Annotated in this window: 12 protein-coding genes; 4 read left to right on the forward strand and 8 right to left on the reverse strand. The window is 58.6% G+C overall.

The features are described 5' to 3' along the window. Nucleotides 1-101: 101 nt before the first annotated feature. Entirely contained in the window at nucleotides 102-1,832 is a 1,731-nt protein-coding gene (locus tag DSM100688_RS07165; RefSeq protein WP_152358462.1) for an isopeptide-forming domain-containing fimbrial protein, read from the reverse strand. Nucleotides 1,833-1,936: 104 nt separating this feature from the next. Further along, a complete protein-coding gene (locus tag DSM100688_RS07170) occupies nucleotides 1,937-3,289 on the reverse strand; it encodes an LPXTG cell wall anchor domain-containing protein (RefSeq protein WP_152358463.1) in 1,353 nt (450 codons plus the stop codon). Nucleotides 3,290-3,650: 361 nt separating this feature from the next. Between DSM100688_RS07170 and DSM100688_RS07175 the strand changes: the two genes are divergently transcribed. From DSM100688_RS07175 to DSM100688_RS07190, 4 genes are all read left to right on the forward strand, one after another. After that, complete coding sequence (locus DSM100688_RS07175) at nucleotides 3,651-4,895, forward strand: tyrosine-type recombinase/integrase (protein ID WP_152358464.1); 1,245 nt, start codon at nucleotides 3,651-3,653, stop codon at nucleotides 4,893-4,895. 92 nt (nucleotides 4,896-4,987) lie between these two features. Beyond that, complete coding sequence (locus DSM100688_RS12085; RefSeq protein ID WP_223846964.1) at nucleotides 4,988-5,692, forward strand: helix-turn-helix domain-containing protein; 705 nt, start codon at nucleotides 4,988-4,990, stop codon at nucleotides 5,690-5,692. After that, nucleotides 5,689-6,426 (forward strand): hypothetical protein, encoded by a 738-nt coding sequence (locus DSM100688_RS12090; RefSeq protein WP_223846963.1) that lies wholly within the window; start codon nucleotides 5,689-5,691, stop codon nucleotides 6,424-6,426. The genes DSM100688_RS12085 and DSM100688_RS12090 overlap by 4 nt, the downstream gene beginning before the upstream one ends. Before the next feature lie 285 nt (nucleotides 6,427-6,711). After that, complete coding sequence (locus tag DSM100688_RS07190) at nucleotides 6,712-8,115, forward strand: tyrosine-type recombinase/integrase (RefSeq protein ID WP_223846962.1); 1,404 nt, start codon at nucleotides 6,712-6,714, stop codon at nucleotides 8,113-8,115. Nucleotides 8,116-8,421: 306 nt separating this feature from the next. On the opposite strand, the gene DSM100688_RS07195 is transcribed toward DSM100688_RS07190, so the two are convergent. The 6 genes from DSM100688_RS07195 to DSM100688_RS07220 all read right to left on the reverse strand — a co-directional run bounded on the left by DSM100688_RS07195 (nucleotide 8,422) and on the right by DSM100688_RS07220 (nucleotide 15,774). Next, a complete protein-coding gene (locus DSM100688_RS07195; RefSeq protein ID WP_146143585.1) occupies nucleotides 8,422-9,654 on the reverse strand; it encodes a sensor histidine kinase in 1,233 nt (410 codons plus the stop codon). Beyond that, complete coding sequence (locus tag DSM100688_RS07200) at nucleotides 9,630-10,295, reverse strand: response regulator transcription factor (RefSeq protein ID WP_055427639.1); 666 nt, start codon at nucleotides 10,293-10,295, stop codon at nucleotides 9,630-9,632. Before DSM100688_RS07200 ends, DSM100688_RS07195 begins: the two co-directional genes overlap by 25 nt. A 182-nt stretch (nucleotides 10,296-10,477) precedes the next feature. After that, nucleotides 10,478-12,514, reverse strand: coding sequence for a beta-N-acetylhexosaminidase (locus tag DSM100688_RS07205; protein WP_150381240.1), 2,037 nt, complete (start codon nucleotides 12,512-12,514; stop codon nucleotides 10,478-10,480). Between the two features lie 134 nt (nucleotides 12,515-12,648). After that, entirely contained in the window at nucleotides 12,649-13,518 is an 870-nt protein-coding gene (locus tag DSM100688_RS07210) for a carbohydrate ABC transporter permease (RefSeq protein ID WP_055427641.1), read from the reverse strand. Further along, entirely contained in the window at nucleotides 13,518-14,453 is a 936-nt protein-coding gene (locus tag DSM100688_RS07215) for a carbohydrate ABC transporter permease (RefSeq protein WP_044088999.1), read from the reverse strand. The genes DSM100688_RS07210 and DSM100688_RS07215 overlap by 1 nt, the downstream gene beginning before the upstream one ends. Before the next feature lie 10 nt (nucleotides 14,454-14,463). After that, complete coding sequence (locus DSM100688_RS07220) at nucleotides 14,464-15,774, reverse strand: sugar ABC transporter substrate-binding protein (protein WP_055427642.1); 1,311 nt, start codon at nucleotides 15,772-15,774, stop codon at nucleotides 14,464-14,466. Nucleotides 15,775-15,923 lie beyond the last annotated feature (149 nt).

A 15,923-nucleotide genomic window follows, 5' to 3' on the forward strand; every position in this document is an offset into this window, starting at 1 on the left:
GCCGCTCGCATAGCGAGATTGAGGGGAGCAAACGGGTGACGCCGCTCCCCTCAGTCAGCTTCGCTGACAGCTCCCCTCGAAGAGGGGAGCCTAGCGGCCGCTTACTTGGCGGACTTGCGGTTGGACTTGACGTACCAGCCGGCGCCCAGCGCCACGATCAGCACGCCGAACACGGTGAACAGCGCGGTACCCATGCCACCGGTGGACGGCAGGATCGGGGCCTTGTTGTTCTCGACCGCGACGTATCCATCCGTAGCGGTGAGACCGTAAGCGTCAGACGCGGAATTGTTGTTGTAGGTGATCTCACCGGTCTTGCCACCCTTGTCACCATCCTTCTCGGTGATCTTGACGCCCATCGGCTTGGTGAGCTTGCTGTAGCCCTTCGGAGCCTCGGTCTCGGTGAGCACGTATTCGCCGGCCTTGAGACCCTTGAGCATTACCTTACCGGAATCAGGCGTAACGATCTCGGCGGTCGCGCCCTGCTCGTCGGTCTTAGCGACACGATACGTCGTGGCCTTATTCGAGTTACCCTGTTCTTCGACCACAAACTGGATAGCAGTCTGTTCGTCCTTCGGGGTGAGGGTGAACTTGGCGCCGGGGAGCTGCGTGCGCTTGCCATTCTCAGTGGTGTACTTGTCGATGCCGAACTTGTAGGTGTACACCTTGACGATGTCCGGGACGGATTCGCCCGTGCCGTCGGACTGCGGGTTGTTAGAGAACTCGACCGTGGCCTTGTTCTGGGTACCGGTGCCTTCGATTTCGGCCTTCTCGTTCAGGGTCGCCTTGTAGGTCAGTACGATCTTCTTGCCGGTGTACTGTTCGGCATATGCCTTGAAGTCGTACTTACCGTTGCTGTTGGTACCGAGCTTAACGGTGAGCTTGTGCTCATCGGTCGTAGCGCCATTGGTACCGTCACCAGCCTCATAAGACAAAGAGTAATTATCCGTCGTAAGAGTAGCCGCCACAGTATTATCGTCGTTGAGGATCTTGATGGACTCAAGACCAGTCTGGTCATTGAAAGTAAGGCCCTTGCTCAGGATATCCTTGAACGCGAACTGGTAGGTGTCGTAGGCGCTCATGTCCGGGACCGTGGAGGTCAGGGTGAAGGTCAGCTCGTCGCCGATCTTCGCGGTGCCCTCATCCGCACCGTCGACCTTCTTGTCGACGGTCGGGTACGAACCCTTGATGACCGCGGTGTTGCCAGTGGCCGTGGTGACCGAGACGAGGGTCGCGTACTTGAAGTTCGCATCGTTCTGGGCGACGCCCGGCACGGCGAGCAGGTAGTAGCCGAAGTCAAGGCCGGTGAACGAAGCGGTGTACGTACCGTCGGAAGCGGTATCGGAGACGTTAGCCGTCTTAGCGACAGTCACATTCGGAGTAGTATCGCCGGTCTTGGTCTTCTGCGCCCAGTTGGAAGCCTTCGTCGCGAACGAGGTCAGCGTGCGGGAGTATCCCTCGACGGTCGAGTCGTTGCCTTCGCTGTCAGACAGCTTGGACACGTAATCGACGGCGCAGGTGGTCAGCTCAGTGCCGGTCTTGTCCTTGCACACGCCGTCATCACTACCCGCAGTCTTCAGCTCAGTCGTGAAGAATTCGTTCCACGTATCGACGAGCGTGTACTCCGCAGTACCTTTCAAGTCGACGGTCGCGGAGAACATCTGGTACGCGTTCACCGTCTTGCTGGCGAAGCTGCTGTCCGTAGTGGTGACGGTCAGCGAGCCGGTGGGGGTGGTGGTGTCCGCACTCGCGGTGGTGGCTCCGAGGCCGGCGATGCCGAGCATCGTGGCCGCGGCGATTGCGCCCGCCGCCAGCTTCTTGGTCAGTGAGTTCATCACTGGTTCCTTTCTCCTTGATTGTTGCCTTCCAGATTCCGCTCTGGGAGGTGACGTTGGTTGACATTGGTTGGCCCGCAGCCCGCCGGACTACGGGAAATCTGTTATCGGACGTGCCGCCCGCGCCGGCCGCCGAATGGCAACGCGGTTCCCGCTCCCCCGGTTGCGGCCGGTTTCACGCGGTTGTCGCGCAGGTACCATGCGGTGCCGAGGCCGAGGATGATCACGGCAAGCATCGCGATCCACTGCGTACCCGAGCCGCCGGTGTTCGGCAGCGGCGCGGAGTTCGTGACCTTGGCCACATACCTGCCGTCCGCATCCTTGCCGTAGTCCACGGATACCGAGTAGCCGGCTTCGGACGGGGTCTTGTACTCGACTTGGGTGTCGGTGGCCGCCCCGTAGATCAGCTGCGCCTCCTTCACGGTGTACGTGTAGTAGTGCAGCGCACCGGTCTCGTCCTTGAACGCGACGGGCAAGCCGGTGATCTTGGTGCGCCACGTGTCGCTCCACGGTGAACCGTCGGCCGCGCTCATGGTCACGGTCATCGGGTTGTCACGGTCCTTCGCCTGGCATGACCCGGTGTAACAGGTGATCGTCTCCGGCGTGATCGTCTCGCCCTTTGTGTTCGTGTACGTGGCGGCGATGGTCAGATCGATGGAATCCGGGCGCGTCAGCTGGCCGTCGATCCACACCTTCTGCAGCGTGAGGTCCACGGTCTGGCAGCCGTTCAGACCGCACGGATCCTGGCCGTCGTCCGGCTCGGGCGTGAGCCCGCCGTTGTTGTCGGTCACGGCCTTGTCCAGCATGAGCACGGCCTTCGCCGCGGACACGTACGCGTTCATGGCCTTGGCCACGTTCTTCACGTCGTTCGTCTCGCCGGTATTGGAACCGCCGAGGTTGTTCGCGATGACCGCATACTGCAGGTCCGCGTATTTCTCGATGAACGCGTTCTCGGCGAGGTGGGCGACGTCGTACCGGTTGAGGTGCAGTTTCAGCTTGCCGCTGGTGCCGGGGGAACCGCTGGTGCCGGTGCCGTCGTCCATGTGGGAGCCGTTGGTGAAATCTCCCTTGAACTCGGTCGGCTTGCCGTTCTGGTCTACCGTTTTGGCGGCCAGCGCGTGGGAGAGGCTCGGGTCAACGTCGCGATAGATGTGGTACGTGTTGCCGGTGCCTTCAATGCCGCGGACAGTGTTGAAGCTGTACTCGCTGTTCAGCAGCGTCGTGCCGCTGAACGGGCCGACCAGACCGCTCGCGCCGCGAATCGTGTCGGCGTAGGTCATGTCGTTGTTCTCGAACAGGCCTTCGTCGTTCAGCGCGACGAAACCGCCCGCGTAACCGGTCTTGCCGGAACCGTCCGCGCCTTGGGTCGCGCCGCCGCCGAACACGTCGTAGCCGTCGGCGATGCCCTGCACGCTGGACTTGCTGACCTCCGTACGGTTCGCCTTGATGAGTGTCACCTTGAGGGGGATACGAAAGGCAATTGCCTCAAGCGCAAACGGCAAATCCTTCAAATGTATATTTACTTATTATCAATCTGAATCTTAAGTATAGCAACGATTCCCGCTTCCTTCCGGTAGACACGCAAGCAGTGTTGCTCCTTAGCGTCATCTTCATGCGGCTGATGGTCGAAACGACCTGTGACGAGTGATCGAATCATCCTAAACCTCAATGATTGCAAGGCCTAAGGTGTCGTAGGTGCATTTTTAGGTGCAATGGCTCGCCGAGAGCCCATTCGGCCACTTGGTGGCATTTTTGGTGGCATTTTCCGAGGCCGTTATGCGTGCCATCGATCCTGGATTCAGCACAAGGAGCATCATCATGTCCGCAAGGACGAAGAAGGACAGTATGGGGCCGTCGCCGGAGCGGCGGAGCAGGTTCGGCACCGTGACGCCGCGCTACGACGCCGCGGGCAATCTCATCGCCTGGCAGGTGCGCTACCCGGACCCGAAACGACCGGGCAAGAAGGTCCAGCGCCAGTTCAAGCCGGACATGGAGCACGAGGCGCACCAGTGGCTCGAAAAGGAGCGGCATCTGGTGGAACTGGACCGCAAGAACATCCAGGAATGGGTCCATCCGTCCGAACGCCGCCGCAGGAAGCGCGCGAGCCTTATCTCGTTCGAGGATTACGTGACCCGATGGGCGGAGGGATACCGGCTGCCGAACGGCGAGAGGATAGCCGGCGGCACGCGCCGGAACCTGTATCTCGACATCGCGCACTTCATGCCGGGCTTCAAAGGCAAGCTCCTGACCGAGATCACGCCGAAGGACATCAAACGCTGGTACGACGCACCGCACCCCGAGGGGCAATGGGCGTTCCGTCGCTCATGCATGCGCCTGAAGGCGGCGTTCGCCAGCGCCACGAAGATGAGCATGGACGGCTCCCCGCCGCTGATCCGCGACAACCCGTTCATCCTGCCCATACCGCCAGCGCCACGATCCGCCAGGGAAGACGTTCCGCCGGTCACGCCGCTGGAACTCAAGCTGATCGCGGAGAACATGCCCGACTACACGAGACTGGCGGTGATACTCGCCACGCTCGTCGGAGGCCTCCGTTGCGGCGAGCTGTGCGGCCTGCAGGTCAAGGACATCGATCTGAAGGCCAAACGCCTGACCGTGCGCCATTCCGTCAACAGGGGCTATGCGGATCGCGGTTCGACACGCATCGACAGGACCAAGACCGACTCCAGCCGGCGCACCGTGCCCATCCCCGACGGTCTCGTTCCCCTGATTCACGACCATCTGCTCAGGCACTGCGAATGGACGGACCCGGAAGCCATGGTCTTCCGCCCCAGACGAGCCTCGGTGATGAGTCAGACCACCCTGGAGGCCCAGTTCCGCAAAGCCAGGGAGAAAGCCGGCCGACCCGACCTGACCTTCCAGTCCCTGAGGGCGAGTCACGCGACCCTGCTCATGCTCAAGGGCGGCACCTTGAGGGAGGTCATGGACGAACTCGGACACGTCAGCGAGAAGGTCGCCATCAAGCACTACCAGCGCATCGTCGCCCGACACCGCAACCAGATCGTCAACCAACTCGCCGAAGACTTCATCAAAGCAGCGCAATGACCACATATGGACGAATACGGATTGAGATGCCCTGCCGTCCGATGTATACAGAACTATTCCCAATATGGAATAGTTCTGTATACAATAGAGGTATGGCTATCAGAACGAATCGGACGCTGCTCACACGGCGGGAAGCCGCCCGCCGACTCGGAGTGAGCGAACGACGGGTCAGCGCGCTTCGCGCTGCCGGCCGGCTTGAATCGTTTCCCGTGGGAGACGGCTCGCTGGTCACGGAGGATTCCGTACGCCGCCAAGCACAGTGGCAGGGGGCGGACGGGCGCCCGTATTCACCGGACATGGCATTCGGGGCGCTATACATGCTCAGCGGTCTCGACGCGCCATGGCTGGGCCGACAACAGCGATACCGGCTCAAGGGATACCTGAGACGGATGGATGCGGAGAATCTGACCCGTCTCACGCGCAGGCGTGCGATGACGGTCGAATACTGGTGCAGGGATTCCAACCTCGCCAAGGTCGCAACCCTCATTCGTCCCTCCGCCGCCACCGGCACATTGGCGGACTCATTCCAGTTGACCACCACGGACATGGTGGAAGGATACGTCACCGCCAGCGCTCTGGATGACATCGTCCGACAATGCCGGTTGAAGCAAGGTGTGACACCCGTCCGGGTGCGACTCCACATCACCGACAATCTCCCCGCCGGCGAAGGATCAATGCCTCTCGGCGTATGCGCGACCGACCTGGCCGAATCCAACGACCCGAGAGAACGCCGCGCCGGCCTGAAAACCCTCCAACAGCTGATCGAAGACCACCACCGCAAGGAGCATCAGGAATGATCCCCACAATCCACATCCCCAGCACCGGCCATCCGTGGAGCACCGTGTACGCGGTCGCCGCGGCGAACATCCCGGAATCATGGCTGCTCACAGGCGGGCTCATGGTCCAGCTGCACGCCATCATGGGCGGATTGACCGCACGCCCCACCACCGACGCCGACCTACTCGCCGACCTCATGGCCGACCGACGCGGCATCGCCAGACTGCGCGGCATCCTCACTGCCCGCGGGTTCCAGACGCAGCCGGGCACGCTGACCGGATACACGACCCGCATGAGCGCGCCGAACGGCGACATCGTGGACCTGCTGGTCGCCGACCACCTGCCCAAATTCCTCGGCAACGACGCGACCATCGCCGGCACGCCGGTACTGTCCATGCCGGGCGGCGCGCAGGCTGTGGAACGCAGTATGCAGGTCCGGCTCATCGACGACCAAAGCGGGACCGAAGTCACAATCCGTATCCCGGACCTGCTCGGCGCATTGATACTTAAGAGTGCCGCCTATAGTGCCGATCACGCCGGCTACGGTGAACGCCACCTCTACGACGCCGCCCTGCTGGCATCCCTCATCCCGGACCCTGATGCCGAGCTCGCACGACTGCACAGCGGCACCGACCGCAAACGCATCAAACTCCTGCACGAGCAGCTCACCGAGGATTCACCTTACTGGGACAACCTCGACGAACCACACCGTCAGGACGGATTGGACGCCATCGAAACACTCGCCACATGGTGACGGGCACCTGTCAGCAAGTTGCATATACGGGGCATGCCATCCTGAATCACGTAGTTCGAAAAAACGTCCTGTTCCCTCGCGACAGAGCACGGCCAAATACTCGACATTCAAAGATGAAGTATTGAGCGTCTGCGTGCATATCGCTCTGACGCGATACTGACCTAATGCGCATGAGCGTGCTTCATTTGGCATCTGCCGTAAGACCTCAAGAATCGTCAGTCATCACAGTTCTTATTTTCTGCTTCTCTTTTCGTTTTATGCGGATAGAACTTATCGGCATAGACAATGAATGGCCTCAAAGAGGCCATTCGCGTGTGTATGTCATCTCAAGATGACATACACACGGCGAACTCCTCCTCTCCGGCATCATTTGACTTCAATCTCCCGAAAGGCGCACACACGGTGCGCCTTTTTGCTATCAAGGGGGATTTCATGCCCAGAAATAGGCGTCCCAAGAAAAACCAAACAACAAGGCCTCGAAGCGCATGGGGAACGGTCATACCACGTTTTGACGAAAACGGAGGAATCATTGCCTGGCAAGTTCGCTACCCGAACCCGCTTGCCCCGGGAAAACGAGTGCAACGGCAGTTCAAACCCTGGCAGGAACTAGAGGCCAGAACATGGCTCGAAGAAGAGAAACATCTGGTAGATCTGCACAATAAGGGCATAGCCGAATGGAAGCACCCGACTCAACGAAAAAAAGACAAGCTGAAGGAGTTCAGGGAACAGGAGCAGCGTCATATCCTGTTCCGCGATTATGTGGCGCAATGGGAATCAAACTACAAGCTCCCGAATGGCGGAGAGATAGCCGGAGGGACACGCAGGAACCTCAAATTAGACATCCGGCATTTCATCACGGATTTTGAGTCGCTCCGCCTCTCGGAAATCACACCCCTGAAAATCAAGGCATGGTATGACAAACCACATCCAGAAGGGCAATGGGCATTCCGTCGCTCCTGCATGCGCTTCAAGGCGATTCTCGAATCCGCGACAAAGCCCGGATTGGACGGGACGGAGCCATTGCTTCAATTCAATCCATTCATTTTCCCCATACCGCCAGCACCCCGGTCCTCCCGCATCGACGCGCCTCCGGTGACTCCTCGTGAACTGATGCTACTGGCAGAGGCCATGCCGGAATACACAAGACTGTCGGTCTTCCTCTCAACCTTGGTCGGAGGACTACGATGCGGCGAGCTCTGCGGCTTGCGTGTCATGGACATAGATCTAGATGGTCAGACGTTGCACGTCCGACGCTCCGTGAACCGTGGCCGTACGGATCGTGGAGAAATCCGATACAGCCGGACAAAAACGGAATCAAGCATAAGGAATGTGCATATACCTGACGCGCTCATGCCGATGATTCGCCAGCACCTTCACAATCACTGCGACATGGGACTGCCAGAATCTCCGGTATTCGTCCCACGAAGAGCGAAGATAATGTCCCAAACTACGCTGGAGGAACAATTCGCTAAGGCACGCGTAAAAGCCAGCCGTCCTGATTTGACGTTCCAAGGGCTACGGGCGAGCCATGCGACATTGTTGATGTTGCGGGGAGGCACACTCCGCGAAGTCATGAACGAGCTGGGACATACAAGCGAGAAAGTTGCCATACGTTATTACCAACTCACCGTCGCCGAACATCAGAGCAGGATAGTAGATCGTCTTGCACAGGATTTCATGGACGCATAGCGCCATATCAAAGGAAGAATGACACAAGCTGGTGCTGGTGTCTTCTCAGTTACCAACACCAGCTCAATGACATGACGGTGTGCATGGCATAAACAATTACCTCATGATGTTGTCATACGAAAGATGACAAGCCTCGCCAATAACAAGATGATGCGATTGCATCTATGCGATACTTCGGGCACAGAAAGGATGACCATGAAAGTAATTACCTCGGCGTTGCTGATCGTATCATTAACAGCAATCGGAATAATGCCGGAAGGCAATGCCGACGTTATCTCATTGGAAGCATATGACGTTACTACCTATTCAGTTCGAATGCTTCCGGCCTGTCCTCATTCCATAAATTGGATCTGTCACATCGTGGGATAAGCTCAGCGGAATTTGTGCATGAAATTGCCATGTGCCGTCTTCTGAGGAAGTTCTAGTTGTTCCACCCAGCAATTGTATGCGTTTTTCATGCAGCTTTAAACCATTTTCCGATACGGGTTTATCAGGGAACAAGCTATCCGCTGAAACTTCATTGACCTGGTCAATAGATATTATTAAATCTTTACAACTTATAGAGATATAATAATCGCTATTGGGTTTCGCATGGGCGGCAGTGTTCGTATATAGCTCTTGCAATAGAGACTCTACTTCATCAAAGTAATCGTTGCTGATTTTTTCTGAAAACTCGGAAGGTATATAGGTTTTCCCAGAAAATCCCAGCATTGATAAAAATTTATCGCCTTGCTCGGCAATAGATTGAAGGCGTCTGATATACGGCATATCTACATTATTTAGCAATGCAACATCATTGCCGTTCATTACATTAATGGCAATTCGTATTTCTTCCAATGTTTTAACAATCGTTGATCGAAGATTTGAAATCTCTTCTTCGCTGAAGTTGCAATCATGTTTTGCTGATTTGTTATCCAGCATTATTGCCATGTATGTTAGATTTCCGCTAACCGAATCATGTATCTTACTGACGGCAATATTTTCCTTTCTAACCATTGAAAGATGCTGCTGAATCTTTTCTGCTTTAAGCTTATCCTTCTCTACTTGATCCGCCAGATTTCTCCAAGATATCGCTCTTCCGATGAAAAATGCCAAAAACATAATGAACAAAAGCATGACATATTCATCGAACGGAGTCTTTGTTAGACTGAATCTCCACATGCGAATGGCAGAAACTGTCAACGGATAGATTGCTCCATATGGTGGCTTGACATATAGTCCAATATAAGCAAGCGCCAACCAAGTTCCCCACAGAAAACTTGGTCCGCTAGTATCTGGTATAAAACAGCCGAAAACAAATGCACCCAACAGCAGATTGCTGCCTAATAGCGGATGAACGGCCATTAGCGCGATCATCGATATATGAATGATTACCAATAGCCAAGTTATTATTTCCCGTGGTGGATAAGTCCATGTTTCCGTTATCGTGATAACAATACTGACGACCGGAAGTAAGTGTTGAACATATTTGGTGTTATTGAGAATGAAAGCATTGTGCGCTTTATTGCTGCTTTTTACTCGTCTTTCTTTTCGAGCCATTTAATTACCGCCTGCGTTCTGTTCTTGGCGCCTATCTTCTCAACTACGCGCTTGATGTATGTCTTTACGGTTGGTTCTCCTATGCCAAGCTTCACTCCGATTTCCTTTGATGTATATCCTAACGCGCATAGATTCATGACCTCTTCCTCTCTTCTGGTGAGGTTCTTATACCGGCGTTTGGGGCTGTCCTCTATGGATAGTCTCGCGTAGGCTTCCTGCGCGGTTTCCGATGACTCGTATTTCACATGAGGTGATTGTCCGTTGGCCAATAGGCACACGGCTTGACAGACATCACGCACCTGCGCCTTGTCCATCAAACACGCTGCCCCGTTCTCCAGAGCCTGTACGTAGTATCTCTCTAGGGAGAAAGCGGTTATGCCGATCAGCACGATTTGCGGTGTTTTGGAGCGGATGGCCCGGCATACCTCATAGCCGGTCATGTCTTCCAAGGACATGTCCACCAGCAGTACGTCGGGCTGCGTTTTCTTATCCAGGCATTTGTCGATAGCCGTTTTGCCCTTCGCCGCCGTCCAATGTATTTCAGCGAATGGCAGAAGCTGCTTGATCATTAGCTTCATCATGCCAAGTGTGAGTTTGTCGTTATCGACAATGGCGATTCTGATTCGTTTCCCTAGGTACATTGCTCAATCATCCGTAATACGGTTAGATGTGGGTGTTGCGCTGGAAGCGTTCTGGTTCCGATTGATGGTGTTGGTGGTCTTGAACCATGTCTGGACAGCACCATCAATGAATTGCTGGTGCTGGTCGTTCCCGGAATCGGGCGGCTACGGCATGGGGACTCCTCTCATGGGGCAGATGCTGCTCATAGTACGCTCTGCACTCGGCTCGCCGAGCGCAGATGATCAGCAACCCGGAAAACGACTTCCTGCAGTCTTTGCAGTTCGGAGTCGCGGCTGGTCATACTCCATTGCGCCGCATACGCCTCCATCCAGATCTCCAATGCTGCGGCAAGATTCGCCGCGTCGTCATGCTGAATCGCCTCGCATGATTGCAAAGTGCCAGTGACCCCCGCCTCGGACGCGAGTCGGAGGCCAACTCGGTTCAGCGTTCGTTGCCCCTCGATGGCTACGCGGAATGCAGCGGCGTTTCCTGCGATTCGCGGTCCTGCGGTCGCGGTGATCGCGGAGATTCGACGAGCGCTGGTCTGCAGAAGGTGATCTGCGGTTTCACCGAGCGCGATGTGGTGCTTCAGATAGCGGAGCAGTATCCGTCGGGATTCTGCAAGTGACGGTGTCCGGCTTTCGTTCTGGAGGGTGCGGATCACATCGTCTGGTCGTTCGTTTTCCGGGAGCAGTCCCTGGATGGTTTGCAGAACCCCAGTGTTGACGCCGTCCTGTCCGTCATCAAGTTCCAGCCAAGTGACCAGGTGGTTCCATTGGAAGCAGGCCGCATGGCTTGCGCGAGCAAGGATATCAAGCAGTTCTCCGCTGGCGTCGTGGTATTCGAGTCGGGAGATGCGGCGGAGCATGTCGGCCTCGTCCGGGACGCGTCCCGGATTCCAGGCTTCCTGTGCGCCGATGATCATGCCGGGGATGGCCATGCGCGGGTCGTTGACGTGGCCGAGGTCGCCCCAGTCGGTGACGAGCATGCCCTGCGCTTGGTATTGCGCGCCGTAGCGGGCCATGCGGGTGATGTTGTTCCAGGCGTCGTCGATGCGCGGCAGGAGCGCGTTCCAGCACCATACGGCCGGGCACACGATCTGCGTGGCGCCGGATTCGGCGACGGTCCTGATTTTCTCGTCGGTGACTTGCGGGTCGTACTGCCAGTTGAGCAGGATGACTTCTTCGGGGAGCTGTTCCAGGATTTCGGGGTGTTCGAGGGCGATGTCGCCCCACATCATCGGTTGTTTGCCTTGGGTTTCGAGGTGGCGGCACAGGCGGGTGACGTAGTCGGCGTACATGGCGGCGACGCCGATCCGCTCGGCGAGGGGCTTGGAGTGGCCCTTGCCGAGGTCGAAGGTCTCGTCGGCGCAGATGTTGAACTTGTCGGAGCGGAACAGCTGCAGGTAGTCGTCGATGAGTTTCGTGGACAGGGCGAAGGCGCGTTCGTCGCTGATGTTCAATGTGTGGTGGCGCATGCGGTCGATGAACCCGAACGGTTCGTCGGCGGACTCGGGGAACTCGCCGAGGTCGCGCAGGGACTGCGTGCGCAGGGCCATGTAGAGATGCCCGAACGTGGAGACCGACGGGACCAGTTCTAGCCCACGTTCGGCGCAGTAGTCGTCGAATTCGAGGATGTCCTTCGGGGTGAGCGGGCTGCTGCCGCGCCAGGTCTCGCTCATCCCGTCGAACGCGAAGGTGTGTTCGACGTAGAGCTGGAGCTGGTTGTACCTGTAGAGGCAGAGTTTGTCAGCCCAGGTCTTGAGCCAGTCGAGGGTGGGGACGCGCCCGCGGGTCACGTCGAGATAGTAGCCGCGCGTTTCGAAGGCGGGCTGGTCCTCGATGTGCAGGCAGGGCAGGGCGGCGCCGCATTGGCGGATGAGCTGGCGCAGGGTCTGCACGCCGTTGCGCACGCCCTCGAAATCCGCGCCTACGACGGTCACGCCATCCGAGGTGATGTCGAGCGTATACGAGCCGGACGGGTGTGCATGGGGATTGTCAAGTATGGTCAGGGTGATGAATCCCGGCCAGCGGTCGCCCGTCGCGATGTCCCATTCCAATCCGGTGGCTGCGCGGATGTCGTCGATGAGTTGTGCGGCGAGTATGTACCGATCGTCACCGGCCGCGCGCGCTTCGTTGATTCGTCCGCACATTGGCAGCAATGCGATGCCTGCTTTATGCTGCATGGTTTGCGGCGTGGGGACGATGGTCCATCCTTGCAGGGGTGTTTGGCCGTTCATGGGAAGTTCCTTTCTTAGTATGTCGCCAAGGATTGTTGTGAGGTTCGTTTGGCCCTGAGATGGCAGTGCGGCGTCGAGGCCATTTCGCGGACATGGTCCCGACACCGCACATGCTGCCGATCGATTCAGTTGGGTTATTTGACGGCTCCCGTGGTGACGCCCTTCATGATGTTGCGTTGGATGATCATGAAGAAGATCACGACAGGCAGGGAGAAGATGACGGATGCGGCCATCTGCCCGCCGAAGTCGGTGCCCATGGTGGGCGTGGAGAACGAGGAGAGCCACACGGGCAGCGTATACTTCGCCTGATCCTTCATGAACGTGTAAGCGGTCATGTAGTCGTTCCAGGCGTTGATGAACGCGAACACGGACGTGGACACGATGCCGGGTGCGGCCAAGGGGAAGGTGATCTTCCACAGGATCTGCCAGTCGTTGGCCCCCTCGACGGCAGCGGACTCGAAGATGTCCTTCGGGATGTTCAGGAAGAAGCCGCGCATGTTCCAGATCGCGAACGGCAGGACCATGGCGATGTACGCGAGGATCAGGCCGCTGTACTTGTTGAGCAGGCCGAACTGGTTGAAGATGATGAACTGCGGGATGATGCCGCCCGAGGTCATCTGGATGGCCAGCACGAACACCATGATTGCCTTGCGACCGCGGAACCGGTAGAGAGTCAGGGCCGCGCACGCGAAGAACGCGAGGACGATCGACAGGACGATCGACACGGCGGTCACGATCACGCTGTTCTTCAGGTTCGTCAGGAACGAGGTCTGGGTGACGGCCACCATGAAGTTGTCGATTGACAGCTTCGCGGGCCAGAACACGGGCGTGGCGGTCATGATCTGGTTGCGCGGCTTGATCGACGTGACGAACATCCAGTAGACCGGGAAGATCCACACGATGCAGAACACGACGGCCAACACGATCGTGCCGATGCGGCGTAGCCGCGAGGAAAGGCTGCGCTTGGCGCGCGGCGCGGCAGAGGTTATGGTTGCGGTGGTCATCACAGGTCCTCCCCGGATTTGAGCAGGTATCGGATGTACACGCTCGTCAGGGCGAGCAGGATGAGCGTGACAAGCACGCTCGCGGCAGCGCCGGTGCCGATGTCGAACGACACGAACGCCTTCTTGTAGGTGAAGATGCCGATCGTCGCGGTCGTCTCGCGGGGGCCTCCCTGGGAGACGAGCCAGATCTGGTTGAACACGTTGAAGTCCCAGATTACCGACAGCATCGTGATAACCATCAGGCTCGGCTTGATCAGCGGCACGGTGATCTGCCAGTAGCACCGCAGCTTCGAGCAGCCGTCCAGTTGGGCCGCCTCAAGGCAGGACTTGTCCACCTGCGTGGTCGCCGCGTACAGGTTGATCGCGATGTACGGGACGGCTTGCCAGACGACCAGCAGCCAGATCTCCAGGAACGCGAGCCACGTGTTGTCGGTCCACGACAGGTTCGTCACGTCCCCGAACAAATGGGTCTGGGTCAGCAGCCAGTTGACCACGCCGTACCCCGGCTGGAACAGCCACTTCCACACCACCGACGAGGCCACGTTCGGCATGGCCCACGCGAAGATCAGCACGAACGTGACCAGCCAGCGCATCACCGGCCCCAATTTGGTCATCAGCTGGGCCACGCCCATGCCGATCAGCACGCTGCCGGCCACGAGGGCGGCCGCGAACCCGAACGTGCGGGCCAGCGATTTGTAGAACTCCGGGTCGGTCAGCACGTTCTCGTACTGGTCGAACCCGACGATGTTGAACGAGCCCGTGAACAGGGTCTTCTGGTTGAAGTCCGTGAACGACGTGAAGACCAAGAAGATCAACGGCACCACGACCAGCGCGATGATGATCACGCCGGCGGGCGTCAGCAGCCACAGGGGCGTCAGATTGCGACGCCGCTTCACCACGGGGACGGCGGCGGCCGTCGATTGCGCGTTGCTCATCATGATTTCCCTACTTCTTCGCGTACAGGGAGTCCGCATGCTCGTCGAACGACTTGGCCGCGGCCTTGGCCGTGGTGGCGCCGGTGGCGATGTCGCCGAAGCAGTTCAGGGAGCTGTCGTTCTCGATGGTCAGCCATTGCGGTGACGCCGGTGTGGCCTTGGTGTTCTTCGCCGACTCGAAGAAGCCGGTCAGGTAGGACGGGAAGTCCGCGGACTTCATGACCTCGTCGAGGCCTTCGACGTAGTTGGGCATCCACCCGTCCTTGGCGAACACGTAGTCCTTCTGGATCTCGGGGCTCGCGGCGATCTTGATCCACTTGAGCGCCAACTCCTGACGCTTGCTCTTCTGGGCGACGCCCCACACCGAGCCGGCCATCATCGCCGGCTGGAGCTTGCCGCTGGCGCCGGGCATGGGGAACGATCCCAGATTGTCGGTCGTGAGGTCGGGGTTGTACTGCTGGATGGTGCGGATGCCGGCGCTGTTGTTCAGGATCGCGCCGGTCTTGCCTTCGGCCAGCAGCTGGCTGAAGTCGGGGTTGCCGGTGTCCAGCGAACGGGACGCCTCGGAGGACCACTTGTGCTGGAATTCCAGCCATTGGTCGATGCCCTTGAGCGATTTGTCGCTCGACAGCGTGCTCTTCCAGGTTCCGTCCGACTGCTGTTCGGCGAAGTCGCCGCCGGCGTCCCAGATCCACCGTGCCGCCGACTTCCAATCGCGTCCGGGCATGTAGAACGGGGAGAAGTCCTTGTCGGTGTTCGCGTCCCGGAGCTTCTGCAGGTCGGCTTCAAGCTCCTTGTACGTGCTTGGCGGATTGTCGATTCCGGCCTCGGACCACATCTTCTTGTTGTAGATCACGGCGCCGGCGGCCCCCAGCGCGGGGATGCCGTACAGTCTGCCGTCAATGGTGGCGGGCTCCTCAAGGCCGGACAGCCAGGTGTGCCCCTGCCTCATATCGTCGGCCTTGTCCGTCAGATCCAGCAGGCCGCCGCTCACGGCGAACCCGGCGACCTGCGTGTTGCCCAGATCGATAACGTCCGGCGGCGTGTCCGTGGACAGCGCGGTCGTCACCTTCGTATTGATGTCGGCCCACACCTGGGTCTGCACATCGACCTTGACGCCTGTTTCCTTGGTGAACCGTTCGTTGATCGCCTTGATGGTGTCCTCGCTCTGGTCTCCCTGCATGATCCACACCGTCAGCTTGCCGCCCGCGGACGCATCCTGCTGCGATCCTCCGGACGGGGCTCCCATCGAGCATCCCGACAGGGTGAGCGCCGCTGCGGCCGCCAAGGCGATGGCCGCGGAAATCCTCTTCGTTCTCATGGTGGTTTCCTTTTTCCTGGAATGCCTGCCCGGCGCCGCCGTTCGGAGGAATGGCGCGACGTGCCGCTGCGCACGACGGTCCCGGGGCCGTATCCGTCCGCGCTGCCATGCGTGGACGATGCTGTTTCGGACGCCGTCGCCGGCGCCCG

Source organism: Bifidobacterium ramosum, assembly GCF_009299505.1.
Taxonomy (GTDB): domain Bacteria; phylum Actinomycetota; class Actinomycetes; order Actinomycetales; family Bifidobacteriaceae; genus Bifidobacterium; species Bifidobacterium ramosum.

Bases quoted from the DNA above. Each gene is read 5' to 3' on its own strand.
- DSM100688_RS07165 (WP_152358462.1), bottom strand. From the start codon at position 1,832: ATGAACTCACTGACCAAGAAGCTGGCGGCGGGCGCAATCGCCGCGGCC.
- DSM100688_RS07175 (WP_152358464.1), top strand. From the start codon at position 3,651: ATGTCCGCAAGGACGAAGAAGGACAGTATGGGGCCGTCGCCGGAGCGG.
- DSM100688_RS12085 (WP_223846964.1), top strand. From the start codon at position 4,988: ATGGCTATCAGAACGAATCGGACGCTGCTCACACGGCGGGAAGCCGCC.
- DSM100688_RS12090 (WP_223846963.1), top strand. From the start codon at position 5,689: ATGATCCCCACAATCCACATCCCCAGCACCGGCCATCCGTGGAGCACC.
- DSM100688_RS07190 (WP_223846962.1), top strand. From the start codon at position 6,712: ATGAATGGCCTCAAAGAGGCCATTCGCGTGTGTATGTCATCTCAAGAT.
- DSM100688_RS07195 (WP_146143585.1), bottom strand. From the start codon at position 9,654: ATGGCTCGAAAAGAAAGACGAGTAAAAAGCAGCAATAAAGCGCACAAT.
- DSM100688_RS07200 (WP_055427639.1), bottom strand. From the start codon at position 10,295: ATGTACCTAGGGAAACGAATCAGAATCGCCATTGTCGATAACGACAAA.
- DSM100688_RS07205 (WP_150381240.1), bottom strand. From the start codon at position 12,514: ATGAACGGCCAAACACCCCTGCAAGGATGGACCATCGTCCCCACGCCG.
- DSM100688_RS07210 (WP_055427641.1), bottom strand. From the start codon at position 13,518: ATGACCACCGCAACCATAACCTCTGCCGCGCCGCGCGCCAAGCGCAGC.
- DSM100688_RS07215 (WP_044088999.1), bottom strand. From the start codon at position 14,453: ATGAGCAACGCGCAATCGACGGCCGCCGCCGTCCCCGTGGTGAAGCGG.
- DSM100688_RS07220 (WP_055427642.1), bottom strand. From the start codon at position 15,774: ATGAGAACGAAGAGGATTTCCGCGGCCATCGCCTTGGCGGCCGCAGCG.